Origin of the sequence: Flavisolibacter ginsenosidimutans, from assembly GCF_007970805.1 — a bacterium.
Classification (GTDB): domain Bacteria; phylum Bacteroidota; class Bacteroidia; order Chitinophagales; family Chitinophagaceae; genus Flavisolibacter; species Flavisolibacter ginsenosidimutans.
Map to the genome: position 1 here is coordinate 3,132,060 of NZ_CP042433.1, position 24,836 is coordinate 3,156,895.

Annotated in this window: 26 protein-coding genes and 1 pseudogene; 13 read left to right on the top strand and 14 right to left on the bottom strand. The window is 46.3% G+C overall.

Features of this window, described 5'->3' with window-relative positions; genetic code table 11:
• The first annotated feature begins 293 nt into the window (after window positions 1–293).
• The gene (locus tag FSB75_RS12990) at window positions 294–770 is read left to right on the top strand and encodes a hypothetical protein (RefSeq protein WP_146788182.1); all 477 of its coding nucleotides are present in this window, start codon (window positions 294–296) and stop codon (window positions 768–770) included.
• A gap of 62 nt (window positions 771–832) precedes the next feature.
• Complete coding sequence (locus FSB75_RS12995) at window positions 833–1,357, top strand: thioredoxin family protein (protein ID WP_146788185.1); 525 nt, start codon at window positions 833–835, stop codon at window positions 1,355–1,357.
• 92 nt (window positions 1,358–1,449) lie between these two features.
• On the opposite strand, the gene FSB75_RS13000 is transcribed toward FSB75_RS12995, so the two are convergent.
• The 8 genes from FSB75_RS13000 to rsfS all read right to left on the bottom strand — a co-directional run bounded on the left by FSB75_RS13000 (window position 1,450) and on the right by rsfS (window position 7,833).
• Window positions 1,450–2,532 carry a mechanosensitive ion channel family protein gene (locus tag FSB75_RS13000; protein WP_146788188.1) on the bottom strand — a complete coding sequence of 361 codons (1,083 nt, stop codon included), beginning with the start codon at window positions 2,530–2,532 and terminating at the stop codon, window positions 1,450–1,452.
• A 36-nt stretch (window positions 2,533–2,568) separates the two neighbouring features.
• Window positions 2,569–3,381 (bottom strand): NHL repeat-containing protein, encoded by an 813-nt coding sequence (locus tag FSB75_RS13005; RefSeq protein WP_146788192.1) that lies wholly within the window; start codon window positions 3,379–3,381, stop codon window positions 2,569–2,571.
• Window positions 3,378–4,163, bottom strand: a complete 786-nt coding sequence (locus tag FSB75_RS13010) for a UDP-2,3-diacylglucosamine diphosphatase (protein WP_146788195.1) — start codon at window positions 4,161–4,163, stop codon at window positions 3,378–3,380. Before FSB75_RS13010 ends, FSB75_RS13005 begins: the two co-directional genes overlap by 4 nt.
• Before the next feature lie 3 nt (window positions 4,164–4,166).
• Window positions 4,167–4,403: a type II toxin-antitoxin system HicA family toxin gene (locus FSB75_RS13015; protein ID WP_227990576.1), complete on the bottom strand. Its 237-nt coding sequence runs from the start codon at window positions 4,401–4,403 to the stop codon at window positions 4,167–4,169.
• Between the two features lie 2 nt (window positions 4,404–4,405).
• On the bottom strand, window positions 4,406–4,612 hold the full coding sequence (locus tag FSB75_RS13020; protein ID WP_146788201.1) for a 2-oxoisovalerate dehydrogenase: 207 nt from the start codon (window positions 4,610–4,612) through the stop codon (window positions 4,406–4,408).
• Window positions 4,613–4,645: 33 nt separating this feature from the next.
• Window positions 4,646–5,230, bottom strand: a complete 585-nt coding sequence (locus FSB75_RS13025; protein WP_227990577.1) for a LutC/YkgG family protein — start codon at window positions 5,228–5,230, stop codon at window positions 4,646–4,648.
• 35 nt (window positions 5,231–5,265) lie between these two features.
• The gene (gene ftsH / locus FSB75_RS13030; protein ID WP_146788207.1) at window positions 5,266–7,344 is read right to left on the bottom strand and encodes an ATP-dependent zinc metalloprotease FtsH; all 2,079 of its coding nucleotides are present in this window, start codon (window positions 7,342–7,344) and stop codon (window positions 5,266–5,268) included.
• A gap of 84 nt (window positions 7,345–7,428) precedes the next feature.
• Entirely contained in the window at window positions 7,429–7,833 is a 405-nt protein-coding gene (gene rsfS / locus FSB75_RS13035; protein WP_146788210.1) for a ribosome silencing factor, read from the bottom strand.
• Window positions 7,834–7,923: 90 nt separating this feature from the next.
• Here rsfS and FSB75_RS13040 point away from each other — a divergent pair, with 90 nt between their 5' ends.
• Window positions 7,924–8,673: a biotin--[acetyl-CoA-carboxylase] ligase gene (locus FSB75_RS13040; RefSeq protein ID WP_146788213.1), complete on the top strand. Its 750-nt coding sequence runs from the start codon at window positions 7,924–7,926 to the stop codon at window positions 8,671–8,673.
• Window positions 8,674–8,734: 61 nt separating this feature from the next.
• Here the strand turns inward: FSB75_RS13040 and bcp are convergent, their stop codons facing one another.
• Entirely contained in the window at window positions 8,735–9,208 is a 474-nt protein-coding gene (gene bcp, locus FSB75_RS13045) for a thioredoxin-dependent thiol peroxidase (protein ID WP_146788216.1), read from the bottom strand.
• Window positions 9,209–9,276: 68 nt separating this feature from the next.
• Window positions 9,277–10,947 carry a M23 family metallopeptidase gene (locus FSB75_RS13050; protein WP_172623140.1) on the bottom strand — a complete coding sequence of 557 codons (1,671 nt, stop codon included), beginning with the start codon at window positions 10,945–10,947 and terminating at the stop codon, window positions 9,277–9,279.
• 106 nt (window positions 10,948–11,053) lie between these two features.
• On the opposite strand from FSB75_RS13050, the gene FSB75_RS13055 reads away from it, so the two are divergent.
• The 3 genes from FSB75_RS13055 (at window position 11,054) to carB (ending at window position 14,712) form a co-directional block, all read left to right on the top strand.
• Entirely contained in the window at window positions 11,054–11,371 is a 318-nt protein-coding gene (locus FSB75_RS13055; protein WP_146788222.1) for a hypothetical protein, read from the top strand.
• 34 nt (window positions 11,372–11,405) lie between these two features.
• Window positions 11,406–11,633 (top strand): hypothetical protein, encoded by a 228-nt coding sequence (locus tag FSB75_RS13060; protein ID WP_146788226.1) that lies wholly within the window; start codon window positions 11,406–11,408, stop codon window positions 11,631–11,633.
• Between the two features lie 256 nt (window positions 11,634–11,889).
• Window positions 11,890–14,712, top strand: a complete 2,823-nt coding sequence (gene carB, locus FSB75_RS13065; protein ID WP_146788229.1) for a carbamoyl-phosphate synthase large subunit — start codon at window positions 11,890–11,892, stop codon at window positions 14,710–14,712.
• A 142-nt stretch (window positions 14,713–14,854) separates the two neighbouring features.
• Here carB and dtd read toward each other — a convergent pair whose 3' ends face one another.
• A complete protein-coding gene (gene dtd, locus FSB75_RS13070) occupies window positions 14,855–15,307 on the bottom strand; it encodes a D-aminoacyl-tRNA deacylase (protein ID WP_146788232.1) in 453 nt (150 codons plus the stop codon).
• Between the two features lie 83 nt (window positions 15,308–15,390).
• On the opposite strand from dtd, the pseudogene arfB reads away from it, so the two are divergent.
• The 5 genes and pseudogenes from arfB to FSB75_RS13095 form a co-directional block, all read left to right on the top strand.
• Window positions 15,391–15,780 (top strand): annotated as a pseudogene (gene arfB, locus FSB75_RS13075) (alternative ribosome rescue aminoacyl-tRNA hydrolase ArfB); the annotation flags it as partial.
• A 46-nt stretch (window positions 15,781–15,826) separates the two neighbouring features.
• A complete protein-coding gene (locus FSB75_RS13080) occupies window positions 15,827–16,861 on the top strand; it encodes a cytochrome-c peroxidase (RefSeq protein WP_227990578.1) in 1,035 nt (344 codons plus the stop codon).
• Window positions 16,862–16,977: 116 nt separating this feature from the next.
• A complete protein-coding gene (locus tag FSB75_RS13085) occupies window positions 16,978–18,510 on the top strand; it encodes a lipopolysaccharide biosynthesis protein (RefSeq protein WP_227990579.1) in 1,533 nt (510 codons plus the stop codon).
• A 110-nt stretch (window positions 18,511–18,620) separates the two neighbouring features.
• Complete coding sequence (locus FSB75_RS13090) at window positions 18,621–19,232, top strand: hypothetical protein (RefSeq protein ID WP_146788238.1); 612 nt, start codon at window positions 18,621–18,623, stop codon at window positions 19,230–19,232.
• Window positions 19,233–19,419: 187 nt separating this feature from the next.
• Window positions 19,420–19,782, top strand: a complete 363-nt coding sequence (locus FSB75_RS13095; protein ID WP_172623142.1) for a hypothetical protein — start codon at window positions 19,420–19,422, stop codon at window positions 19,780–19,782.
• Window positions 19,783–19,914: 132 nt separating this feature from the next.
• Here the strand turns inward: FSB75_RS13095 and FSB75_RS13100 are convergent, their stop codons facing one another.
• Together FSB75_RS13100 and FSB75_RS13105 are read right to left on the bottom strand one after the other, a co-directional pair.
• Window positions 19,915–20,310 carry an RNA-binding S4 domain-containing protein gene (locus FSB75_RS13100; RefSeq protein ID WP_146788244.1) on the bottom strand — a complete coding sequence of 132 codons (396 nt, stop codon included), beginning with the start codon at window positions 20,308–20,310 and terminating at the stop codon, window positions 19,915–19,917.
• Window positions 20,311–20,328: 18 nt separating this feature from the next.
• Entirely contained in the window at window positions 20,329–21,762 is a 1,434-nt protein-coding gene (locus tag FSB75_RS13105; protein ID WP_146788246.1) for a toxin-antitoxin system YwqK family antitoxin, read from the bottom strand.
• Window positions 21,763–21,876: 114 nt separating this feature from the next.
• On the opposite strand from FSB75_RS13105, the gene FSB75_RS13110 reads away from it, so the two are divergent.
• On the top strand, window positions 21,877–22,170 hold the full coding sequence (locus tag FSB75_RS13110; protein ID WP_146788250.1) for a hypothetical protein: 294 nt from the start codon (window positions 21,877–21,879) through the stop codon (window positions 22,168–22,170).
• 72 nt (window positions 22,171–22,242) lie between these two features.
• Here FSB75_RS13110 and FSB75_RS13115 read toward each other — a convergent pair whose 3' ends face one another.
• Window positions 22,243–23,613 carry a dipeptidase gene (locus tag FSB75_RS13115; RefSeq protein ID WP_146788253.1) on the bottom strand — a complete coding sequence of 457 codons (1,371 nt, stop codon included), beginning with the start codon at window positions 23,611–23,613 and terminating at the stop codon, window positions 22,243–22,245.
• 125 nt (window positions 23,614–23,738) lie between these two features.
• Between FSB75_RS13115 and FSB75_RS13120 the strand changes: the two genes are divergently transcribed.
• Window positions 23,739–24,791, top strand: coding sequence for an LLM class flavin-dependent oxidoreductase (locus FSB75_RS13120; protein ID WP_146788256.1), 1,053 nt, complete (start codon window positions 23,739–23,741; stop codon window positions 24,789–24,791).
• Window positions 24,792–24,836: the final 45 nt, after the last annotated feature.

Genomic DNA, 24,836 nt, shown 5'->3' on the forward strand with positions numbered 1-24,836 from the left:
CTTGAGATGTTGGAATATTGAGTGATTAAACACCCGGTTTGCGTGTTGTTTAGCAGAGAAGGTTCCTCCACTTCGTTTGCATGAATCGCCTCTTCTCCCACTATCGCAATATCAATTCCTCCCAAGATTTGGAAAATTCTAACACGCAGCCCTTGTCCTTGCCAGCCTGCGTTTGTACCTTAGCAAGCGCTAATTTTTAGGTGCCTTAAGGTCTAAAATTTAAACCGTCGTTCGCTTTGAGCGGAAAAGAAAAACGGTTAGTTTTAAGCCCGTCCAATAACCTGTAAAAAACTATGAAAAAACTCCTCCTTCCCACCTTTGTACTCATCCTTTGCTCCAGCTTCTCTTCTTTGCGTGCACAAGACGTTATTCGCCTGCGGGAATGCGAAAACGCCGACATAAAAAGGCAAGCCGACAGCTTAAAACAAGTTTATGCCCACGACGGCTTTCAGGTAATTAAAGAGGCCTCCGTTGCTATGGAAAGCGAATACGAAATGCCGGTGGTAGTGCCCTTGCAACAAGGTTCGTGGTACCAGTTTGTCTTCATCGGCGACATGAGCTCCCGCCTTTATGAAGTGCGCATGTACGACTGGGATGAAAAGATGGTAGTGTATCAGAAAAAACTTTGGGGCGATGTGGACGGAAACATCATTTCGTTCTCCTACATCCCGAAGTTCTCCGAGTTTCACATGATAAAACCCGTGCAGCAAAACAAGCAAAAGAAAAAAGATTTGTGCGGCTACGTGATGCTGCTCAAAAAGGTGAAATAGCGGCTTTGTTTTTAACATGCGTTATATCGTTCGGCACTTAATTTTGAACGATAACATTCGCCATGAAAAAGTTTTTCTTTTTTGCTTTTGCAATTCTTTCTGTCCAATACATTTTTGCGCAAACACCATCGGCCGAGATCAGCCGCGATTCGCACGGAAATAAAGTTGTAAAAGGCTTTCTTACCAAACAGGAATTACTGACTGATACCGCCTTTGCCTGGTTTCCATCGGGGCAAAAAAGCTTCACGCCCAATGCCGATGCCGTAAAAAGTTTTGCGGCGGGAAAAGACGCCGTGAACATCCTTGTGTTTGGCGGCACCTGGTGCGAAGACACGCACATGGCACTTCCGCATTTTTTCGTCACCGCCGATGCGGCAGGCTTCTCTCCGGACCGCATTACACTAATTGGCGTTGACCGCAGCAAGAAAACACTCTACAATCTTTCGGAAGCCTTTGGCATTACCAACGTTCCCACGTTTATTGTAATGAAAAACGGAAAAGAAATTGGCCGTGTGGTAGAATTTGGTACCACCGGTTATCCTGAAAGGGAAGTGGCAGAGATGGTAGCCGGCGCCGCGAAGAAATAAATTACGTGAGATGTGAGACGACAGACGTGAAATTGTAAAGTCCTTTGCTTTGTCGTTCACTCTTTTCTCACGTTTCTCTTTTCACGTCTCACCTATTTCATTACCACATCTTTTCCGGAACCCGCAATCTTCAATCCTTCTCTTTCCAGGAGTTGCAGCGCAAACAAATTCACCTTTTGCCGGAGGCTGTTGAACTGTGAGAGGTAAGCCGCCGGCACAAAATATTCAACCTGAATCGTATAGGCCTGCACGTTAATGTCAAGGAACAAAACGTTGTAAACTTCGATCTCTTTAATGCCGCTTAAAAAGCGCCGCAGTTCTTCCATCACCGCTTCTATTTTTTGCGAAGGCGTGTTTAAACTGATTTGCAAAAGCAATTCGTTCCGCTGTTGGGTACGTTGCGAAATGTTATCAAGTATCGTGTCCACCATTTGCTTGTTGGGCACCGTTACATACGTCTTTTGTTCGCTGCGGATGCGGGTGCTGCGCAAGCCGATGCGCTCCACCACGCCGGTAACGTTTTGCACTTTCACGGTATCGCCAATGTGAAAAGGTTTATCGAAAAAAATGACGAAAGAAGCAATGAGGTTTTCCAGGCTTTCACGCAAAGCCAACGCTACCGCTGCACCCACAATGCTTAAGCCGGTAAGCAAGGTGGAAACGTTGTAATCAAAAGCCTTGTTGAGCATCACAATAAGGCCTAGCACACCCACAACAACCTTAATAAAATCCCGAAAGAAAACAATAAGCTGGTTGTCGCTTTGCGAAGGCGTGGCGTTGGCTTTTACTTGAAGAATGCTGGCAATGAAATCTATGACGCGCAACAACAGCCAGGTGAAAGCAAGAACCTGCACGGCAATGGCCAGCGAAAGCAGGATTTGCTGCAAGGAATATTTGTACAGCGTGAACTTGAAGGCATCGGGATAATGAAGTTGGTAGAAGGCAACGATACACACCGTAATGACGAGAAAAATTCCGAGTGGATTCACAATCAGGTCGGAGAATTTTTGCTTGTCGTAATTTTTAAGCAGGCCGTGAAAGGCGCGGTAAAGAAGCGCAGCGAGATAACGGGAAATGATGCGGTTGAGAAGAAGCACAAAGAGCACAATGCCGGTCGTCCACAAATAACTTTCAACGGTGTTGTTCCAGATAACGCGGTCAAGGAAAGAATTCATCGCAACATCTCTTTTGCGATAAAATTAGGCATTGCGTTAATACCCGATCCGGTAAATGCGCAACGAATCCTGTGAAAACGTTATCAATTTATTGCTCGTAGTAAACGAATGCAAATACGGTTTGAACGAAGAAGGAAACGCAAAGCTTTTCTCCGAAAAATTCACCGGGTTATAAACGACGATTGCATCCTTGCTTAACCGAACAATACGGCCGTTGGTTACATCAATGGTGCCCCAATTCTTCAACGGAATCTTTCGTTTGTACGTGCCGTAATTGTCAAAAACAAAAATGCCGCTGGCAGAATCCGCTAAATAAACAAAGCCGTTTTCGTTGATGATTTTCTGTGGTGCAAAGCTTTGATTGAACAAGGCTCTGAAATCATCGGTTTGCAAAAGAAGGTTTCCGGCTTCGTCAAGCCTTTTGAGCTTGTTGTCGTAGGTATCAAACACCCAGATGTTGTTGTCGTAGGAAAGGCCAATGGCCGAAGGCTGAAGGATGTTGTACTTGCGCAAGTTGAGCGAACTGCGGCTCGCCAGAAAGCGATCAAGAATAACCACGTTGGAAAAATCTTTGTAAAACAACAATGGCTTCAGCGGATTTGTAACGTCAATGGCGGTAAGCTTTCCGTAGTTGCGAATGCCGTTGAACACGCCAATGGAATCTCCTTTTGGCCCAAACTTTTTTACTTGCCCGGTGGAAGAAATAATGTAAAGATTATCGAGGTTATCAACCGCCGCACCGGCAATATCACCTTTGTAGGTTTTGACGAGCGAAAAAGAAGAATCAGTGATTTGCGCACCAACCGCACCGGCGATAAAACAACTTAGTATGAGAAAAAAAAACTTCATGCTTTGCGTACGATTTTGTCTTCTTTTCCGGTAAAGGATTTTAGCTCCAGTTCCTTCCCGTCAAACACCGCATAGGTTTGATAGTTTATCCATTCGCCTAAATTGACGTACCGGCTTTCATTGGTAAGACGGTAATCAATTGGCAGATGCCGGTGCCCAAACACAAAAAAATGGTGTGGCTCTTTTTTCAATACTTCCTTGCTGTAAACAATCAACCATTCGTTCTCTTCGCCTAAAAAATTTTCTTCCGGATGGTGTTCTGCGCCACGGCTTTTTCCACTGAAATAATGGGCAAGGCCCATGCCCACCACCGGCGGCAAAACACCGAACAGCCATTGGCAAACCGGGTGACGAAAAACTTTCTTCAAGGCTTTGTAACCGTGATCGCCGGGGCCTAAACCGTCGCCGTGACCGATGTAAAACGATGCGTCGTTAAACGTGAAAACTTTCGGTTCAAAATAAACCGGGATGTTCAATTCCTTTTCAAAATAATCCTTCATCCACATGTCGTGATTGCCCACGAAGAAATGAAGATGAATACCGGCATCGCTTAATTCAGCAATCTTTCCCAGGAAACGCACAAAACCTTTGGGTACCACTTTGCGGTACTCAAACCAAAAGTCAAACATGTCGCCCACCAAAAAAATGGTGTGTGCTTTATTCTTGATGGAATCAAGAAATTGGACGATGAGTTTTTCCCGTTCCAAACTGGCGGCGGCATTGGGTACGCCGAGATGAAAATCGGAAAGAAAGTAAACGTTTTTGTTGGGTGGAAGCTGCATGAATTATCCAAAAAGTTCGTCAATAACCTCTTCTTTTGTTTTGTTCACGTGATTTGCAACATCATTCAAAATCGCAGAAAGCGTTCCGATTCGAAGAGGATTGTGATTGGGAATAGTAAGGTGATGTTCACCGTTCACGGCAGTTGTTAGCCGGATGTGACTTCCTTTCTGCCGCTCTGATTGATAGCCGTATCTTGCCAGTGCTTTTATCAGTTCCTGGGCAGATAAACTGCGCGGCATCTTCATAAGGTGATCAATTCATCTCTTACAATGTGAAGTCGGATAAGCCTAGGCGCCTTCCCTTCATCGAAATGGCATTCAACCGCCTCTTTGATGTTTGTCTTTAATTCTGTCAAGGTATCCGCTTCGGTGAAAATGCTCTCACCCAAAGATCTAGCAATGTATCCGCCTTCAATGGCTTCTTCTACCAAAAAAATAATTTCTTTCATTGTCTTAAAACTACTACAAAACGAAGAGAAGGATTACTGTTGGTCATCCACCACAAAACAATAAACTTCTTTTGGCCCGTGCACGCCAACAACAAGTGTTTTTTCTATGTCCGCGGTGCGGCTGGGACCAGTGGCAAGCGTAATGAGCGAAGGAAGATAATCGCGGTACTTGTCTTTAATGGCCTGCAACGCGTCTTTTATATCGTACACCAATTGCGAAGTATAAGCCACGCAAACGTGCACTGGCGCATAAACGCTTGGAATGCGTCCCTGATGAACGGAACTTAATACAATGCTGCCGGTTCTTGCCACCAAGGCTTCGCAACTGGTTATGGAGGCTTCGCAAGAGGCAATGTCGTTGTGCAAACTGTTTGGCCCAACGATGCCTTGAAACTTTTCCTCTTCGCAGTAAATCTTTGTCCACTGGTTTTGGTAGCAAAGTTTTTCGAAGCCTGCTTTCAACTCCGCTTCGTCTACACAAAAGACAAACTTGCCTTGCAAAGCCGAAAATTGTTCGGCAAATTCTACTACCAAATCTCCGCTTTGCGGTTGTACAGGGATGCCCGCAGTTTCTTCGGCCTGCGGAAAAGGCAATGGCGTTGGACTTGCCAACGCCATGCGTATTTTGTTTAGAATCTTACTCCTTGCTTCACTCATTTTGCGGCGGGTTGCTGGTTGGTTACGTTCGGGTCATAAGGTGGTACGCCTTCGCTGATGCCGCCTTCGGGATGTGCTTCGAGGCCATCATCCAAGGGCTTTTTTTCTTCGTACGGACGCGGGCCAATCAAAGCCTCAACATCGCTTTGAAACAACACTTCCTTATCAAGCAAAGCTTCGGCTAATTTTTCCACTTCGCCTTTCTTTTCTGTCAGCAAATTTTTTGTCCGTGTGTAAGCATCATCAATCAGAAGCCGGACTTCGTCGTCAATCATTTTGGCCGTTTCTTCCGAGTAAGGCTTTTGAAACTGGTTCTCGGCCTGCGGATCGTAATAACTGATGTTGCCCACTTTGTCACTCATGCCGTAAACCGTTACCATCGCAGTGGCAATGCGGGTAATTTGCTGAAGGTCATTTTGCGCACCGGTCGAAATCTTGCCGAAGAAAATTTCTTCCGAAGCACGTCCACCGAGTGTCATACAAATCTGATCATGCAATTGATCGGTATTGTACAGATATTGTTCTTTCGGCGTGTATTGCGCATAACCCAAAGCCGCTGTGCCACGTGGTACGATCGTTACTTTCAACAGCGGGTAAGCGTGTTCCAAAAACCAGCCGCATATTGCGTGACCAGCTTCGTGGTAAGCGATGATTTTTTTCTCTTCGGGAGAAATGATTTTGTTCTTTTTTTCCAGGCCGCCAATCACGCGGTCAACGGCGTCCTGAAAATCGCTCATGTCCACCGCGTTTTTGCCTTTTCGGGCTGCAATCAGTGCTGCTTCGTTGCACACGTTGGCAATATCAGCACCGGCAAAACCGGGTGTCTGTTCGGCCAGTTTGTGAATGTCCACTTTCTCCGAAACCTTGATGGGTTTAAGGTGAACCTTGAAGATGGCTTCGCGGCCTTTCACATCAGGTTTGTCAATGGAAATTTGACGGTCGAAACGACCGGGACGCAACAAGGCAGTATCCAATACATCGGGACGGTTTGTCGCGGCCAAAACAATGATGCCGGTATCGGTGCCGAAGCCGTCCATTTCAACCAACAACTGGTTCAGCGTGCTTTCCCGTTCGTCGTTGCTCATCATCATGTTCTTGCCGCGGGCACGGCCAATGGCATCAATCTCATCAATAAAAATTACGCAAGGTGCTTTTTCTCTTGCTTGTTTAAAAAGGTCTCGAACACGGCTTGCACCCACGCCTACAAACATCTCCACAAAGTCCGATCCGCTAAGGCTGAAGAAAGGCACTTGCGCTTCGCCGGCCATTGCTTTTGCCAGCAGGGTTTTGCCCGTTCCGGGAGGGCCAACAAGCAGTGCGCCTTTCGGGATTTTTCCACCCAGCGACGTGTATTTTTTTGGATTGCGAAGGAAGTCCACGATCTCCATTACTTCCACTTTCGCCTCGTCTAACCCGGCTACGTCGGCAAAGGTGATGTTCACTTTCGTGCCTTTGTCAAACAGGGTTGCTTTCGATTTACCGATGTTGAAAATGCCGCCCGGCCCGCCGCCGCCGGCAGCGCCACCGCTCATTTTGCGCATGAGCAAAATCCAAATGCCGATGAGCAACAAGAAAGGAAGAATTGTTTGCAGAATCGGGGTAAACCAGTTGCTTTCCGTATCGGCATCGCCTACGTCGGCAACGCTGGGATGATTCTTGTAAAAGTCCCGCATGTCATCGTTAAAGGACTCAACCGATCCTATTTTGAAGTAAGCATGAGGACCGTCCGCGTTAGCGGAAACGTTTTTGCCCAACAGATCGCTGTATTTACCGAGACTGGTTTTCTTGACGGTTACTTTTACGATGTTGCGGTTGGAGATGACAACGTATTGCTGGAGGTCATTGGCCGCAAGCATTTGCTCAAAATTGGCCTTTGTAATTTGTTTCGAAGCCGGTGAAAACGGACCGTTGAACAATTGCAACCCGATGAGCACGGCAAAGATGATGGCGTAAACCCAATAGAAAGAAAACCGTGGCCCTTTGCGGGGTGTGTTATTATCTCCTTCCCCGCCGTTCTTGTTAAACCGCGGCAACCGTGCTTTTTTATCGTTCTTATTATAAGGTTCCTGTGCCATTTTTTCTTTTTAAAATGAAAGCTGCAAGTAATGGAATTTTAGTTATCGTGACGTATCTATTTTAGAGATTAACAAAACGGCGCTTCAGCCGTTGTGCTCCTCCAGCGGCGCGTCGCTCCACATTTCTTCCAGCTTGTAAAACTTGCGGGTTTCACCGGTCATAATGTGCACCACAACGTTTACATAGTCAATCAAAACCCATTGCAGGTTTTGCTTGCCTTCGTGCCGGTAAGGAATTTCGCCGCATTTCTTCTTTACTTCTTCTTCTACAAAATCGGAAATCGCCCTGATTTGCGGTTGGTTGTTGGCTTCGCAAATGATAAAGAAGTCGGCAACCGCTTCGGGTATTTTGCGCAGGTCAAGCGAGACAATGTTCTCGCCTTTTTTTTCCTGGATAGCCTTGATAATGGTTTTGTAAATCTTGGAGGCTTTGGTGAGCCGGGCGGGAGATTTCTTCCGTTTCGCCAATACGTCTAATGGTTGTTCCAACTACTTCAAAAATTTTTGTTTTTCAAATTGTTTTTTCGATTCCGACAAGGTAGTTCAAGAGTGCTTTTCTTTGCCAAAAATAAATGATAATTGGCGGCAACATTTTCATTGGGTGAACCCTTTATAGAACTACAGCAGGTTGAAAGCACCAACAACTATGCCACCGGAGCCGTTCATGCAGGGTTGGCACAGCACGGCATGGTTGTGTTTACGCACCACCAAACAAAGGGCAAGGGACAACGCAACCGTACGTGGCAAAGCGAGGCCGGAAAAAACATTGCGATGAGCCTTGTTTTACAACCGCCAGACCTGGCTCTGTCGCAGGCGTTTCTGCTCAGTATGGCAACAGCCTTGGGTCTGCGGGATTTTTTTGCAGCCTATGCAGGCGATGAAACAAAAGTTAAATGGCCCAACGATCTTTATTGGCGTGACAGAAAGGCAGCGGGCATTCTTATTGAGAACGTCGTGCAAAGCAGCGAGTGGAAGGCAGCCATCATCGGCATTGGCATTAACATTAACCAGACGGCGTTTGGTACTTTTACAAACAAAGCGGTTTCGCTAAAGCAAATTACAGGAATAGAATACGAACCGCTTTTATTGGCCAAGGCCTTGTGTACACACTTGTCGAAAGCCTATGAGGTTCTTCAAAAGCTGCCTTCGGAAATTATCGAGGAGTATAAAAATCATCTCTACAAATTGAACGAAACCGTGCGCCTAAAAAAAGGCAGCCGCGTGTTTGATGCCGTGGTGAAAGACGTAACGGCTTTGGGCGAGATAGTGGTTCAACACGCCGTGGAAGAGCGGTTTGCCGTGGGTGAGGTGGAGTGGGTTTTTCAATAAGCCACAAGCAATTGGCAATAAGCAAAAGAGTGTCTTGCCGTTTTTAAAGATTGCCTGTTGTTTATTGTCCGTTGCCCATTGCCTTTACAATCTCCTCTGCATGGGCCTTGTTCTTTGGCCGCAGAAATACTTTTTTGATGATGCCTTTTTCGTCAATGACAAAAGTGGTACGGTGAAGGCCCATGTACTCTCGGCCATATAAATTCTTCATTCCCCACACGCCGTATTTTTCAATGATCTTGTGCTGCGGATCGGCAAGTAAGGTAAAAGGCAGGCCAAATTTCTCGCGAAACTTTTTGTGTTTCTTCTCATCGTCGGGGCTGATGCCGATGACGTTGAAACCGTTCTTCAAAAGCAAGCCGTAATTGTCGCGCAGGTTACAGGCTTGTACCGTGCAGGTCGGCGTGTCGTCTTCGGGATAGAAATACAACACGACTTTTTGGCCTTTTAAATCGGCCAGAGATACTTTGTTTCCGTCCTGGTCAACGCCGGTAAATGCCGGTGCTTTTTGTCCTTCCTGTAAATGAGTTGCCATACGGTAATTTGAGATTTGAAATTTATAGTTTAAGATCGTTCATGCTTGAGTTAATCCTCATCTTTCTCTCATCTCCTTACTTTCCAAACTTTTTCCTTCACGTTGCCGGCTTCGTCTTCAACGATCATTTTTAATTCGTGTTCGCCTGCAGGGAAATGCTCATCGAATGTATAAATCCACGATCGCCCTTTATCGTTTGTAAAACGTAGCCATTTGCCGTCCACCTCACCGCGAAAACGTTTGATTGAATTAAAGTTATCGGTTGGTGTGAAGACGATCCGCTTTGCTTTGGATAAATCTGCGGCCACGCCGTTTACGTTCGGCGGTACATTGTCAACGAAAGCTTGATAGGTGCCAAACTGCCGGAACTTCGCCATGAGCCATCCCTTTTGCCAAATGGTTTTCTCCACAACCGTTTTGCTGCCCGAAATATTCTTTATTACAATTCTATCTTTCCACTCATCCGCAATGCCTACCAAAGGTTTAATGCGTACCGTAACTGAATCGTGTGCGGGAATGCTTGCGCTAAAAAACGTGTACAGAGAAGAAACAGCGTTCGCAACGCCGTTGTTTGCGGCCGCGAACGAAATATTCACGGCATCGTACATCGTCTTTTCCGTTGTCACAACCTGAAAATTCTCCCGCTCAAACACGTTTACGTCATTGGGCAAAAAATGTTCAGCATTGCTTAAAGAAGACAAAGCGCTTAACGAGCCTTCGTACTGAAGACCAAATGGAATGCGTGTTGTGTTTCCGTTCGCATCTTTCACTTCGATTAGTACTGCATGAACGTTGTTATCGGTTAGATGAACAATGCCGTCGCCACCGTAAGTATTGTACGCAACTTCCGTTGCACCGGGCAATGGCGTAATGTGCTGCAAGTGTCCGCCGCCTCTTGCCTGGTAAGGATAATCGAGTTGCGCGTTGATGTACCGCGTTTCGTCGTAACCAATATTGTTTAACGTGAAGGAGGAAACCGGATGTTCGTCCACGTAAACTTTTGCCGAATAAATTCCGTTCGGATTGTTTGAACCGCTGAACCGGTCAAATGCGCCAACGGCAAAACTCACGTTGGCCGAACTTAGTTTGAGCGTATTGTTTCGTACTCCCGCAACGCTTATAATTCGCGGCGTTTGCATGTACGTACTTTTGGTTCTATCATAGATTGCAATTCTTGTTACCGTCGGCGGCACGGCATCGGCAATGGGAAAACCAAAAAGAAGCGGGTTCAGAACTTTGTCGGTCTTCGTGTCGCGAATTTCAAAATGCACGTGCGGCCCTGCGGAACCGCCGGTGCTGCCGCTCAAGGCAATGAAATCGTTCTTTTTTACGGGAAATTCATCGGGGTCAAATTCCAGGTTAATTTGCCACGACTCTTGTTTGTATTGCTCTTCTTTTACTCTTTGCTGCAAGGCCGGGAAGAACGCATTAAGATGCGCATAGAGCGTGGTAAAGCCATTGGGGTGATTAATATAAATTGCCTGGCCAAAGCCGCCGGGTTCAACAACGATTCTTGCAATGTAGCCATCGGCGGCGGCGTAAACGGGAAGGTTTACCCTTTGCTGTGTACGCACATCCAGTCCCATGTGCCAGTGGGCTGGCCGAATTTCACCAAAGTTAGCCACCAGCGCCATGGGTATATTAAGCGGGCTTCTGAAATAGTTCTTCGGATAATCCTGCGCCCCCAAACCTTGTTGCAACAGTACCAGGAAAAATAAATTGCGTAATCTTTTGTACATCCCTCTCCTTTTTTCAAGACTGGCAGTTGTGTACCTGTCGGCCCTTCCGTTTAAATAGCGGGCACAAAATTGGTAGTGCATCTTCTCTCAACAAAAACTTTTTTGTATGAACGTAAACAACAAACATTGGGCGACCTTTTTACTGGGCGCAGCCGCGGCCTTTGGCGCTTACAAATACATGAACATGACGGACGAGGAAAAAGAAAAACTCGGCGCCTCCTTAAAAGAAAAAGCAAACAAGCTGAAAGACCAGGCCACGGCCGCCGAAGACCGTGCCATGGATTATTTTAACGAACTGAAAGACAAAGGCACTGACACTTTTAAAGAGCACATGCCCAAAGTGGAAGAGTTCTTCAACAATCTTTTTGGCGGTACAAAAACGGGTGCAAAAGCACCGGCCGACGAGGCAACAGCAGCATCGTGAGCCAATTATTTTTTCACAATAAAACGTTAGAATCATGGCAAGAAAACCAGGTTTAGGATCATTGCTTTTGGCCGGAGCGGCTGCTTATGGCTTGTACAAGGTTTCGAAAATGAGCGCAGAGGAGCGTAGCGATTTGTTGAACAAGGGCAAAAAACTCGTTAACGATAATCTGGGCGAACTGAAGAACGCTTTCGGACGAAACGGCTCTTCGCCCAACGCACGAGAAGACGTTTATGCCGGCGACGTAAACTACGGCGGATAAGCAGTTTCTCGCGTTCACAGGTTTTCCAAATAAATGAAGGTTTAAAAAGCTGCTGCGGCAGCTTTTTTCTTGCACCATTGAGCCTGAAAATTAACCCAACACCAAAACGGTTTTCTCTTAGTTTTGCACCCCGGGCAAAAGCCCGGATTTTTTTTAAATACAAGTTCCAATGTTCAATTGTTTGAGCATTCAAAATTTTTTGAACAACCACAAAACATTGAGCATTGAAACAATTGAACTTTAAACGTGGTTACTTATGCCAAAAGACAATTCCATAAAATCTGTTCTTATTATCGGTTCGGGGCCCATCATCATCGGCCAGGCTGCCGAATTTGATTATTCCGGAACGCAAGCAGCAAGAAGTTTGCGTGAAGAAGGAATCAAAGTCATTCTCATCAACAGCAATCCCGCCACCATCATGACGGACCCGATGATGGCCGACCGTGTTTACTTGTTGCCGTTGACCGTAGAAAGTCTTGAACAGATTTTACAGGAGAACGAAATAGACGCCGTGCTGCCCACCATGGGCGGACAGACAGCGCTCAACCTTGCCAAGGAAGCCGAAGACCTTGGCCTTTGGCAGCAATACAACGTGCGGCTCATTGGCGTTGACATCAAAGCCATCGACAAAGCCGAAGACCGCGAAAAGTTTCGGCAGTGGATGATACAACTTGGCGTGCCTGTGGCTCCGGCACACACAGCGAATTCCTTTTTGGAAGGAAAGGAATTTGCACAAGACATCGGCTTCCCGCTGGTGATTCGTCCGTCGTTTACGCTGGGCGGAACGGGTGGTGGTTTTGTGCACGACAAAGACGATTTGGACGAAGCGCTTAAAAGAGGTTTGGATGCCTCGCCCATTCACGAAGTGCTGGTAGAAAAAGCAGTATTGGGCTGGAAAGAATTTGAACTGGAATTGCTTCGCGATGCAAACGACAACGTTGTTATTATTTGCACCGTAGAAAATTTTGATCCGATGGGCGTGCACACCGGTGACAGCATCACCGTTGCACCCGCAATGACGCTCAGCGATACCGCATTTCAGTTGATGCGCGATACGGCCATTCGCATGATGCGTGACCTCGGCAATTTTGCCGGCGGTTGCAACGTGCAGTTTTCGCTTAATCCCGATACCGAAGAAATCATTGCCATTGAAATTAACCCGCGGGTGAGCCGCTCCTCTGCGCTTGCGTCGAAAGCTACGGGTTATCCTATTGCAAAAATTGCTGCGAAGCTTGCCATTGGTTATACATTGGATGAATTAAAGAATCCAATTGTACAAACAACCTCCGCATACTTTGAACCGGCACTTGATTACGTGATTGTAAAAATCCCTCGCTGGAATTTCGACAAGTTTAAAGGTGCCAACGACACGCTGGGACTGCAAATGAAAAGCGTGGGTGAAGTGATGGCCATCGGCCGCTCGTTCACCGAAGCGGTGCAAAAGGCCTGTCAGAGTTTGGAGAACAACGCCATTGGCCTTGGCTATTATGGCAAAAGCGGCATGAAGGCCGAAGAACTCCTGGACTACATCAAAATACCCAAATGGGACCGCATTTTTCGTTTGAAAGATTGCCTGATGCTGGGCATCTCTGTAAACACCATCGCAAAAGCCACCGGCATTGACCGCTGGTTTATTTACGAGATCCAGAAGATCGTCAACATCGAAAAAGAACTGGAGAAATACGGCATCAACGATTTACCGGTTGACTTGTTGAAACAAGCTAAAATTCACGGCTTCAGCGACGAGCAGATTGCCCGCATTTTAGGCGACGCTGAAGAAGAGGATGTTTACCAAAAACGCAAAGCCGCAGGCATCACAAGAGTTTACAAAATGGTGGATACCTGCAGCGCGGAGTTTGAAGCAAAGACACCTTACTTCTATTCAACCTTTGAAGAAGGCCACAGCAATGAAAGCAAGGTGACCGATAAAAAGAAAATCATCGTACTCGGCTCCGGGCCAAACCGCATTGGGCAAGGCATTGAGTTCGATTACTGCTGCGTGCACGGTTTGCTCGCCATTAAGGAATGCGGCTACGAAGCCATCATGGTGAACTGCAATCCGGAAACGGTTTCCACGGATTTTGACATGGCCGACAAGCTTTACTTCGAACCGGTTTATTGGGAGCATTTGTGGGAGATTATCGAGCACGAAAAGCCTGCGGGTGTAATTGTACAATTGGGTGGACAAACCGCGTTGAAGCTTGCAAAAAAACTGCACGAAAAAGGCATTCCTATCATCGGCACGTCGTACGACAACATGGACATTGCCGAAGACCGTGGCCGCTTCAGCGACATGCTGAAAGAACTTCAAATTCCTTATCCCGAATACGGCACGGCATTCAGTGTTGATGATGCCATTGAAGTAGCGAACCGCGTTGGTTATCCTGTGCTCGTTCGTCCGAGTTACGTGCTGGGCGGACAGCGCATGAGAATCGTGATTAATGATGATGAAGTGGAGAAAGCTGTGATCTCTTTATTAAAACACATTCCCGGCAACAAGATTTTGATTGACCACTTTTTGGACCGTTGCCAGGAAGCGGAGATTGACGCCATCTTCGACGGCGAAACGTTTCACGTAATGGGTGTGATGGAACACATTGAACCCGCTGGCATTCACAGCGGCGACAGCAACGCGGTTCTTCCAGCTTTCAATCTCACGCCGCTCGTTGTAACAACGATGGAGCATTATGCCGAGAAGATTGCGAGAGCCTTAAACATCAAAGGGCTCATCAACATTCAATTTGCCATCAAGGACGGAAAGGTGTATGTGATTGAAGCCAATCCGCGTGCAAGCCGCACCACGCCGTTCATTGCCAAAGCGTACGGCATTCCTTATTTAAACGTCGCTACCAAAGTGATGATGGGCGAAGCAAAACTGAAAGACTTTCACTTTGAAAAGAAGCTGCAAGGCTTTGCTATTAAAGAGCCGGTGTTCTCGTTCAACAAATTCCCGAACGTGAACAAAGAGCTTGGTCCTGAAATGAAGAGCACCGGCGAAGCCATTCGTTTCATCAAAGATTTGCGTGATCCTTACTTCCGGCAGTTGTATAAAGACAGGAGCATGTACCTAAGTAAGTAATCCGTCTGAACCACGATTTGGGTAGATTTCGAGGATTAACAAGAAATAGAAACAGTCTGATAACACAAGAGTCGTTCGCTGATGAACGACTCTTTTTCTTTCCAATAAATCCTTTTCATCTACCCAAATTGTGGTTCAGAAATTACTCTCTGTTCTTTGAGTCAATGATGATCGTTACCGGCCCATCGTTTAGCAGTTCTACTTTCATATCTGCGCCGAAGATTCCGGTTTGGATTTTCTTGCCCATGTCTTTTTCCAGTTGCGCAATCATCTTCTCATACACCGGAATGGCGAAGTCAGGTTTGCTGGCGCGAATGTAGCTTGGACGATTTCCCTTTTTTGTTGACGCATGCAAAGTGAATTGACTCACCAACAAAATCCCTCCACCAATATCCAACAGCGATTTGTTCATCACGCCGTTTTCATCGTTGAAGATGCGCAGGCTTACAATTTTATTACTCAACCATTGAATGTCTTCGTCGGTGTCAGCATCTTCAATACCCAATAAAACCAGCAAGCCAGCGCCGATGCTGCCAATAACTTTTTCATCAACCGTTACACTTGCTTTTGTCACCCGTTGAATAACTACACGCATAAAATCAAAAGTAGAAATTCAAAAGTCAAAAAAAGGAAGGCACAATTTTTACCTTTGACTTTTGTCTTATCATGAATTTGGCTTCCGAAATAAAATTGCAAACCACCCGCAGCGGCGGCAAGGGCGGACAAAACGTAAACAAAGTAGAAACGGCCGTCATCGCGTATTTAAACATTGCCGCATCGCAGTTTCTTTCCGATGAGCAAAAAGCAATTGTTCTACAAAAGCTCTCCAACCGCATCAACGCCGAGGGAGAACTGGTGGTAAAGTCGCAAACGTTTCGCACACAATTAGAGAACAAGGAAGAAGCAATTCGCAAAATCAACGAGCTGATTGAAGGCGCACTGAAAAAGAAAAAACTGCGCATTGCCACCAAGCCATCAAAAGTGGCAAAAGAAAAACGCATCGAAAGCAAAAAGCGAACGTCGGAAACAAAACAGGGCCGCAAAAAGTTTCGTCCCAGAGACTTTTAACACCCGGCCTTTTGAATTGTTTTTACTTTAGAGCAAACAATTTCCGGTGAAATCCAAAGCCGTTATCTTTCTTCTTGTTCTTTTTGTAACCGCTGCTTCTCTGCTGATGAACGGTTGCCGCAAAACAGGCCTGAACATCACTCCCATCGCGTTTACGGTTCCTTCCGGTTTTCCGCAACCGCAATACAATTTTGGTTCAAACCCTTTGACCGAAGAAGGCTTTCAGTTGGGCAAAAAATTGTTCTTCGACGGACGGCTTTCGCTTGACAGCGCTTTTCCCTGCTCCTCCTGTCATCAACCGGTTGCGGCTTTCACAACGTTTGAGCACGACCGCAGCCACGGCTACAACCATTCGCACACGCTGCGCAATGCACCGGGTTTATTTAACATAGCTTGGCTTTCGGAATACAACCAGGACGGCAGCGCCAAAACACTGGATGAGGTTTATCGCGGCCACATCACCAACGCACACGAGATGGCAGAAAACGTTCCGGAAGTTTTAAGCAGATTAACGGCCGATGCCGCGTACAAACAGATGTTCAAGGCTGCTTTTGGCGATGAAAAGATCACGGAAGACCGGATGTACAAAGCACTTTCGCAATTTGTACTCAGCCTTGTGTCGGCCGATTCAAAATACGACAAGGTCAAACGTGGCGAAGCGAATTTTGATGCGCAGGAGCAACAAGGCTACACCGTGTTTCAAAGTAAATGCGCCGCCTGTCACAAAGAACCGATGTTTACCGATTATACTTACCGCAACAACGGCTTGGCAATTGATTCTTCGCTGAACGATCACGGCCGCATGAGAGTGACAGGAAACGGAAACGATGATTTAAAATTTCGCGTGCCCTCGTTGCGCAACTGCGATCTTACTTCCTATTACGGCCACGACGGACGCTACAGTTTCTTTCGCATCATGATTCAACATTACCGCGACGGCGCAATTGTAAAAAGCCCAACCCTGGATCCGCTGCTCACAAACGGCCTTTCCATCAACGCCACCGAAGAAGACGCACTGGTGGCCTTTATCCGCACTTTGTCCGATTCAACTTTTTTAAACAATCCCCGCTTCCGCCAGTGATTGTCCTGAATGCCTTCATTCAGCCTTGTACAAGGGGTAAAATTTGCATTATGCAGTTTGCCTGAAATTCGTGTAATTCGTGTTCCAAATTCCTGTTTAACCTAAATAAAACTTACTTGAGCGGCATTAAAAAACTGGCAGGGCAGACGTTGTGGTACGGGGTTTCATCCATTGCCGCCCGCTTTATCAGTTACCTACTCACACCCTACCTTACCAACCCGGATGTTTTAAAGGAAACCGCCTACGGCGAGATGAGCATCATCTACGCCGCCATTCCGTTTCTGAACATCATTTTTACCTACGGACTGGAAACCGCTTATTTCCGTTTTTCCAAATCGAAAGAACACGAGAAAGATGTGTACAGCACGGCCATGCTTTCACTGATCGGCAGCACGGTGTTGTTTACGTCCGTATTGTTGTTGTTCCGGCAGAAACTGGCAACCTTGCTCGGCGTTGAACATCACCCGGAATACCTTACGTTAACAGCATTCATCATTGCGGCAGATGCGTTAACTACGCTGTCTTTTGCCAAACTCCGTCACGAAGGCCGTCCGCGCAAGTTTGCCATGGTTCGCATTGCGGGCATCCTGATCAACATCGGGTTCACGGTTTTCTTTTTGTCGGTTTGTCCCAAGCTGCAACAGAAAGATCCTAACAGTTTTATCGGTGCTTTGTACAACAGGAACTTTAGCGTAGGCTACATTCTGCTGGCCAACCTGCTGGCATCCCTGTTCGCTATTTTGTTATTGGCCAAAGAATTTTTTTCTTTCCGCCTGCGGTTCAACGCAAAGCTTTGGCGGGAGATCATCATCTATTCATCGCCGCTGATTCTTGCCGGCTTCGCGGGCATGATCAACGAAACCTTCGACCGTATTATGCTCAAATGGTGGTCGAGCGAACCGACGGAAAAAGCAGCCCTGATACAAGTGGCCACCTACAGCGCCTGTTACAAACTTTCCATTCTCATTACGCTGTCGGTGCAGGCCTTTCGCATGGCGGCTGAACCTTTCTTTTTTTCCGCCTCACGCGGACAGGAGCCGCAACGCATTTACGCAAGGGTGATGAAGTTTTTTGTCATTACCGTATGCTTTATGTTTTTGGCGGTGGTGCTCTTTCTCGACATCTGGAAACATTTCATCACCAACCCGGTTTACTGGAAAGGGCTCGGTGTTGTGCCGATACTTTTGTTGGCAAATATGTTCCTTGGCATTTACTATAACCTTTCCATTTGGTACAAACTCGCCAACAGAACCATTGCCGGTGCGTGGATAACGCTGATCGGCGCGGCCATCACGCTTGTTATTAATGCATTGTTCATTCCACGGTTTGGTTATTACGCTTGTGCCTGGGCTACCTTTTCTTGTTACGGCAGCATGATGGTGGTTTCGTTTGTGTGGGGACAAAAAGTTTACCGCGTGCCGTATGCGTGGAAGAAACTCGTGGCTTACCTCTTGATTGTGTTGGTGCTTTACGGGTTGTATTCGCTGTTTGCTTTGCTGCATTTAAACGAATGGGTGAACCGCGCCTTTGCAGCCGCCTTGCTTTTTGTGTGGACTTGGTTTATCGGCTTGGTGGAAGGAAAAGAATTCAGCCGTTTGCCGGTGATTGGTCGCTTCTATCAAAAGCCGCAGTTGTCCGCAGAAAAATAGCGAAAGCGTTTTTTGTACCAAGCTGCATTGCTGCTATAAAGCTTTCGTTGCGTCGCACTCTTGTGCGTTTTGTTCGCTATTGAACCTTGCATTCTTTGTTCAATTTTCGCATGAGAATCAAGTCAGAGTTGAACAAGAAGGTGCGTATATTAGCTGTTGGTGGCAATGCTATGACAAGAAACTTTATTTACACTTTTCTGGCTTTAATTTTATTGTTCAGTTGTTCAACCCATTCTTCATCGACAGAAGAAAACAAACGGGAACAAAAAATAAAGATGTCTTCAACTGTTTTAAAAATTATTCCTACAAATCCATCGTATGTGCCTGGCAAAAAACAGCAGGAAAACGCAAACTTTTTCCTAACTAAACTTTATAAGGATAAACAAATAGATTTTATAACAACGGACACGATTAAATTTATTGACCAAGGAGAAAATTTTAACAGCGTTTCTTGCAACTTGTGCGGACGAAACATAGAAATAGAAAAGTGGCAAAATGCAATGGATGAAGCTTATCAAAAGCACTTTACTAATTTAGAGTTTGTAACTCCATGCTGTCATAGAAAGACATCGTTAAACGACCTAACTTACCATTCAGCAGCAGGCTTTTCAAAATTTACAATGACAATTACAGACCCACAAGATGAAATAAAAGAAAAAGATTTAATTGAACTGCGGCAAATTGTAGGAACACCGTTAAAGATAATCTGGGCTCATTATTGACCGACAAGAAGCACATGCCACAAACAACATGTTTATGAAATTGTAGCTGAACCCTAACCATTCAACTATAAATCACTATTTTGCTTCTGCGGTTAATTGAAACTGACGCTTTTCAAATTCCACAACTTCATAAACACTTTAACGTTGGCTGCAATTTATCTTTAAAGCAAACTATTATTGAATACTTATGCGACAATTCTATTCACATGTGACATTACTCATTTGTTTATTCGCGGTAGGTTGCGGACCAAATTCCCTCAGCGGCACTTATGTTTGCGACCAGTCAAAAAAGAAAGCTGACACAACGATTCACCACAGTTCTTCTGACGAAACATATATGGATTTTACCTGCACGGTAACCGAGTTTGAATTTGCGGGAAACAGTTCGGTTGTGATGAAAATGCCAAACGGCAATGTGGCATCAAGTTACGTAATTGACAAAAACTACGTGCGAATCAAAGGAAGCGGTTCAGACATTTTGCTGAAGATTCAAGACGAAAATACGCTGACAGGAGAAGCGGTATTCGACGGGACTTACCATAAAAAATAACGCTGCACACAACATCGTGTTTATAAAATTGTGGCTGGACATTGAGCATTCAACTGCAAAACGTTGTTCGACTTTTGTCGTTAATCGATTCGAAAGTTTTCAATCGCCACAACTTCATAAACACCTTCTGCGTTAGTCCGCTTCGCTCTCTCCCTGAAACTCATCCAACTCTCGTCTCTGCTTCTTCGTCGGTCTTCCAATTTTACTCGGCCGCTTACCCGTATGAAACGAAGCCGCCTGGAATTGCAAGCGGTCTATTTCTTCAGCCGGTGTAAGGTCAATGTAATAATTGATTGCTTCGGAATACGCCACGCGGTTGTGCAACAAACCCGTTACTTTAATCACCCATTTTTTAGCTTCTGTTTTTACTTCGTATTCGTCCCCGATACTTACGTTCTTTGCTGCTTTTACCGATGTTCCGGCTTGCTTTACTTTGCCGGTATCGCAAGCCGTGGCGGCCAGTGTTCTTGTTTTAAACAAGCGTATCGACCAGAGGTATTTATCGAGGCGTAATTTCTCTTTTTGCATGGTGTTTCAATTAAGTGCTCATTCTTCATCCGCTTCAAATTTTGCCTTTGCATAATCGGCAACCTCAAACTTGTCATCTGTTTGCTCCTGCGGTTTCACGCTGAAAAGCAACCGGTAAACGATGTAGGAATGTTTGCGGTAGGTAGCCGTATTTACTTTGGTAAACAGGTAGAGGTTTTGCTTTGCGGCAACGGCTTTACCTCCTTCCTTAAGCGGCGAAAGCCCCGTTAATCTGGAAAGGTAATAGGCGATGTGAACGAGAATCTCTTTTTCAAAATTTCCTTTCACCGCAACGTTGGACGTGGTGCCGTCTTCGTAAACATTAAAACTGATTTGCGCATTGTAGGCCTTTAATCTTTCAACGGGAAAAAGATCCGATTGCTTCGGAAATTTGGGATCGTCGGTTTGGATGCAATAGCCAACCAGCCACGCATCTTTATTCAGTTTGGCCGACCGAAAAGAGCCGCCGTGCCAAAAGAGGGTGGAATCAGCCCAGTTAAAGTAGCCAACAGCGGTTGCGCAAAGGGTAAGATAATCCGCCACGTTTGCTTCAAACTTCTTTGCTCCCGACGCAAACACCGGCACATCGCCGTGTTGCAAAAAGGCCGTTAATTGCGGGGCATGTGTACCGGAAACGTAATCGCCAAACACCGGATCGTGTGTGAAGGCTTCCGTTTGCAACAGTTTGGTTATGCTTAACGCAACGATAAAAGCCGGTTGTCGCAATTGATTGCCGCCTCCTACGTAGCCAAACGTGCCACTACGGAATGTGCCGTCTTCGTACAATTCAATTGCCACCGTTCGCCAGTTGTCGCCTAGAAAAGCATCATAGGTCCAGGCACCCATTCGTTTACCTCCCTCACACTGTCCTTTAACCATATAGTCATTTGCAACGGGAAAAACATCGGGGTAATCAAGCAGCTTAAAAGCAAACTGCCCGGTTCCGTTTTTTAACAACGTGTCACCTCCAGGATTTTTAATAAACAAAGGCGTGAAGGTTTGATTGTTTTGACAAGCCAGTTGAAAATAAAGTTCACCCTTCGCATCGTAGTACGACCAGGTGCCTTTCATGGTGTCGTTTACAAAGCTGCCCTGCTTCTTTATTTTCCCGTTGGGATGATAAAACGTGAACGCACCGTTTTTGCTTCCGTCTGAAGAATAACGGCCGCTCATCTCCAAACCTCCATCGATGTAGAAGTCTTTCACATCGTTCGCAAAATGCCACCGCTGTCCAAGCTGCAATTCACCTAAACGATAATAACGGGCAACGGGCTTTTCGCAAATGCGCCAGTAGTTGTCGTAGTAGATGGTGTCTTTAACGGATTGCGCTTGTGTAGTTGATGAAAAGACGAGCAAAAGCAAAGTGAAGACTACAGTACGCAGATCGTGGCGAAAACAGAAAATTGAAAGACATTGTCGCTTCTCGTACCGTTCTTCATTTTGGTGTGTCATCGGTTGTGTTTCTGTTCTAAATTAGAGAAAAGTTTTGCGATGAGAACCTTGCTGCTTTTGTTAATTTGTTGCTTTGCCATAACCTTCGCTCAAGCCCAAAACTTGTCGCCACGAGTGATACAAATTCAACCCGGAACATCCGTTGAATTTAAAAAGGATAAGTACTTTATCAAGCCTTTAAACGACTCAGGCATTGTACTTAACGTGCTTTCGTTTCCGCAAAGCAAGAAAGCCGGTGTTTACCGCTTGCGGCAAGATAACATGCCTTGCCTCGTTCCCAATACGAAAGATTTGGTTATGATGCCGAATGGTTTCAAGGGCGAAATAAAAGTTCCGTTCGTTCCGGCAAAGCCGCAGATTCCCAACCCGGTTCAGTCTTATTCTTACAAGCCCAATCTCACGAAATAGCAACGCCATTTGCTTAATGTAAAAAGGACACGCCGCGGCGTGTCCCTACAAATGCTGTCTCTACATTATATTTCAGCTCTCCACTGCAAAAAACTTGTGGAAGTAAGGAATGGTTTCAATGCCTTTGTAATAGTTCTCGAGGTTGTATTTTTCGTTGGGCGAATGCAGGTTGTCGTTATCCAACCCAAAGCCCATGAAGATGATCTTCGTTCCCAGTTCTTTTTCCAGAATTGAACAAATGGGGATAGAACCGCCACCGCGAACGGGAACAGGCTCTTTGCCAAAGGTTGTTTGAATGGCTTTCGCTGCGGCCCGATAACCCTTGCTGTCAATCGGCGTCATGTAAGGTTCGCCGCCGTGATGCAATTCGGCTTTTACCGTTACGCCTTCGGGTGCGTTCTGTTCAAAATAATCAATCAACAGCTTTGATATTTTATCTGATGATTGGTTGGGCACCAATCGTGCGGAAACTTTTGCATACGCTTTTGAAGGCAACACGGTCTTTGCGCCTTCGCCGGTATAGCCGCCCCAAATGCCGTTCGCTTCCACGGTTGGCCGAATGCCTGTTCTTTCATTTGTCGTGAAGCCTTTTTCGCCCCAGACTTCTTTTATGCCCAATTCGTCTTTGTATTCCTTTTCGTCAAACGGTGCACGGGCCATGAGTTCTCTTTCTTCTTTTGTTGCTTCCACCACGTCATCATAAAAACCCGGAATGGTAACGTGATTGTTTTCGTCGTGAATGTCCGCAATCATTTTACAAAGAAGCGTGATAGGATTAGCCACCGCCCCGCCGTAGGTACCGCTGTGCAGATCGCGGTTGGCGCCGGTGACTTCAACTTGTATGTACGATAGGCCGCGAACGCCGATATCAAGTGAAGGATTTTCCATGCTGATCATCGAACTGTCACTAATTAAAATCACATCGGCTTTCAGCATGTCTTTGTGTTCGCGAACAAAGCTGCCAAGGTTGGGCGAGCCTACTTCTTCTTCGCCTTCAATTAAGAATTTAATGTTGGTATCAAGGTCTCCGGTTTTTACCATTGTTTCCAGCGCTTTTACGTGCATGTAAAACTGGCCTTTGTCGTCGGCGCTACCGCGTGCATAAACTTTACCTTCTTTGATAACGGGTTCAAAAGGCCCGCTGTGCCAGAGTTCCAGCGGGTCAGCCGGCTGCACGTCGTAGTGGCCGTAAACCAAAACCGTGGGCTTCGATGCATCAACAATTTTTTCGCCGTACACAACGGGATGCCCTGCCGTTTCCATGACTTCGGCTTTGTCGCAACCCGAATCAAGCAAACGTTGCTTCACCAGTTCGGCGCATTTGCGCATGTCGTCTTTGTGTTCGCTTTTGGCGCTAACAGAAGGAATGCGCAAAAGCTCCAGCATCTCGTCCAAAAATCGTTGCTCGTTTTGTTTTTGATAGTCTTTCCACGCTGTGTGCATAAGGTTTTGTTTGAGGCAGTAAAATTAAGGAGAAGGAGGATTGAGGACGTTGCGCACAACGGCTACTATGCGTTTAGCTTTGCAAAGCGACAAGCTTTAACGGAACATATTTTAAATTCAACCGCATGGAAATCGGAATCTGCACCTTTGCCGATGTTGGCACGCATCCCATCACAAAAGAAACCGTTACGCCGCATCAACGTCTGCGCAACCTGATGGAAGAGATACAACTTGCCGATGAATTGGGCCTTGATGTTTTTGCCGTGGGCGAACATCACCGTTCCGATTACGCAATCTCCTCACCCGCTGTTGTTCTTGCTGCCGCAGCCGAACGAACAAAGGCCATCAAGCTTTCCAGCGGCGTGACGGTGTTGAGTTCCGATGATCCCGTTCGTGTGTTTCAACAATTTTCAACCGTTGATCTCTTGTCTAACGGCCGTGCGGAAATCATGGCCGGCCGCGGTTCCTTCATTGAATCCTTTCCCTTGTTTGGTTACAAGCTGGAAGATTACGACGAACTTTTTTCGGAGAAGTTGGAAATGCTTGTGCGGATAAACGAAAGCGAAAAAATTACCTGGCAAGGCAAGCACACGCAAACCATCAACGATCGTGGCGTGTACCCGCGGCCTTCTCAAAACAAGTTGCCGGTTTGGGTGGCCGTTGGCGGCACGCCGGAGTCAGTGGTTCGTGCGGCACAATACGGTTTACCCATGATGCTGGCCATTATTGGCGGCATGCCTGCACGCTTTGCGCCGTACGCAAAACTCTACCGCGACGTTTATGCAAAAGCAGGGCACAACGCAAACGGTTTGCAACTCGGCATTAACTCACATACGTACATTGCCGACACTTCGCAACAAGCCCGTGACGAATTTTATCCGCCTTATTCAGAAGTGATGACACGCATTGGCAAAGAACGCGGCTGGCCCGGCATGAGCCGCGGACAGTTTGATGCATCAACCGAACGAGAAGGCGCTTTGCTTGTGGGCAGCCCGCAACAAGTGATTGATAAAATTCTCTACGAGCACGAATTGTTTGGCCACACACGTTTTCTTGCGCAAATGAGCATTGGTGCGCTGCCGCACGGCCAGGCCTTGCGCAGCATCGAATTGTTGGGAACCAAAGTAGCGCCAGAGGTAAAGAAAGCGCTGGCTACAAAGAGTGCGGAACAAGGCTAAACTTTCTTGTCGTTATAAAATAAATTCTGTAACTCTATATAAAAT

What these genes read in the sequence shown, in the direction of transcription:
- FSB75_RS13025 (WP_227990577.1), bottom strand. Translation starts at nt 5,230, where the DNA reads ATGGCGTTGGCAAGTCCAACGCCATTGCCTTTTCCGCAGGCCGAAGAA.
- FSB75_RS13015 (WP_227990576.1), bottom strand. Translation starts at nt 4,403, where the DNA reads ATGCCGCGCAGTTTATCTGCCCAGGAACTGATAAAAGCACTGGCAAGA.
- FSB75_RS13000 (WP_146788188.1), bottom strand. Translation starts at nt 2,532, where the DNA reads ATGAATTCTTTCCTTGACCGCGTTATCTGGAACAACACCGTTGAAAGT.
- FSB75_RS13020 (WP_146788201.1), bottom strand. Translation starts at nt 4,612, where the DNA reads ATGAAAGAAATTATTTTTTTGGTAGAAGAAGCCATTGAAGGCGGATAC.
- carB (WP_146788229.1), top strand. Translation starts at nt 11,890, where the DNA reads ATGCCAAAAGACAATTCCATAAAATCTGTTCTTATTATCGGTTCGGGG.
- FSB75_RS13090 (WP_146788238.1), top strand. Translation starts at nt 18,621, where the DNA reads ATGAGAATCAAGTCAGAGTTGAACAAGAAGGTGCGTATATTAGCTGTT.
- FSB75_RS13115 (WP_146788253.1), bottom strand. Translation starts at nt 23,613, where the DNA reads ATGCACACAGCGTGGAAAGACTATCAAAAACAAAACGAGCAACGATTT.
- dtd (WP_146788232.1), bottom strand. Translation starts at nt 15,307, where the DNA reads ATGCGTGTAGTTATTCAACGGGTGACAAAAGCAAGTGTAACGGTTGAT.
- FSB75_RS13010 (WP_146788195.1), bottom strand. Translation starts at nt 4,163, where the DNA reads ATGCAGCTTCCACCCAACAAAAACGTTTACTTTCTTTCCGATTTTCAT.
- FSB75_RS13060 (WP_146788226.1), top strand. Translation starts at nt 11,406, where the DNA reads ATGGCAAGAAAACCAGGTTTAGGATCATTGCTTTTGGCCGGAGCGGCT.
- bcp (WP_146788216.1), bottom strand. Translation starts at nt 9,208, where the DNA reads ATGGCAACTCATTTACAGGAAGGACAAAAAGCACCGGCATTTACCGGC.
- FSB75_RS13105 (WP_146788246.1), bottom strand. Translation starts at nt 21,762, where the DNA reads ATGACACACCAAAATGAAGAACGGTACGAGAAGCGACAATGTCTTTCA.
- FSB75_RS12995 (WP_146788185.1), top strand. Translation starts at nt 833, where the DNA reads ATGAAAAAGTTTTTCTTTTTTGCTTTTGCAATTCTTTCTGTCCAATAC.
- FSB75_RS13005 (WP_146788192.1), bottom strand. Translation starts at nt 3,381, where the DNA reads ATGAAGTTTTTTTTTCTCATACTAAGTTGTTTTATCGCCGGTGCGGTT.
- ftsH (WP_146788207.1), bottom strand. Translation starts at nt 7,344, where the DNA reads ATGGCACAGGAACCTTATAATAAGAACGATAAAAAAGCACGGTTGCCG.
- FSB75_RS13100 (WP_146788244.1), bottom strand. Translation starts at nt 20,310, where the DNA reads ATGCAAAAAGAGAAATTACGCCTCGATAAATACCTCTGGTCGATACGC.
- FSB75_RS12990 (WP_146788182.1), top strand. Translation starts at nt 294, where the DNA reads ATGAAAAAACTCCTCCTTCCCACCTTTGTACTCATCCTTTGCTCCAGC.
- FSB75_RS13095 (WP_172623142.1), top strand. Translation starts at nt 19,420, where the DNA reads ATGCGACAATTCTATTCACATGTGACATTACTCATTTGTTTATTCGCG.
- FSB75_RS13055 (WP_146788222.1), top strand. Translation starts at nt 11,054, where the DNA reads ATGAACGTAAACAACAAACATTGGGCGACCTTTTTACTGGGCGCAGCC.
- FSB75_RS13120 (WP_146788256.1), top strand. Translation starts at nt 23,739, where the DNA reads ATGGAAATCGGAATCTGCACCTTTGCCGATGTTGGCACGCATCCCATC.
- FSB75_RS13050 (WP_172623140.1), bottom strand. Translation starts at nt 10,947, where the DNA reads ATGTACAAAAGATTACGCAATTTATTTTTCCTGGTACTGTTGCAACAA.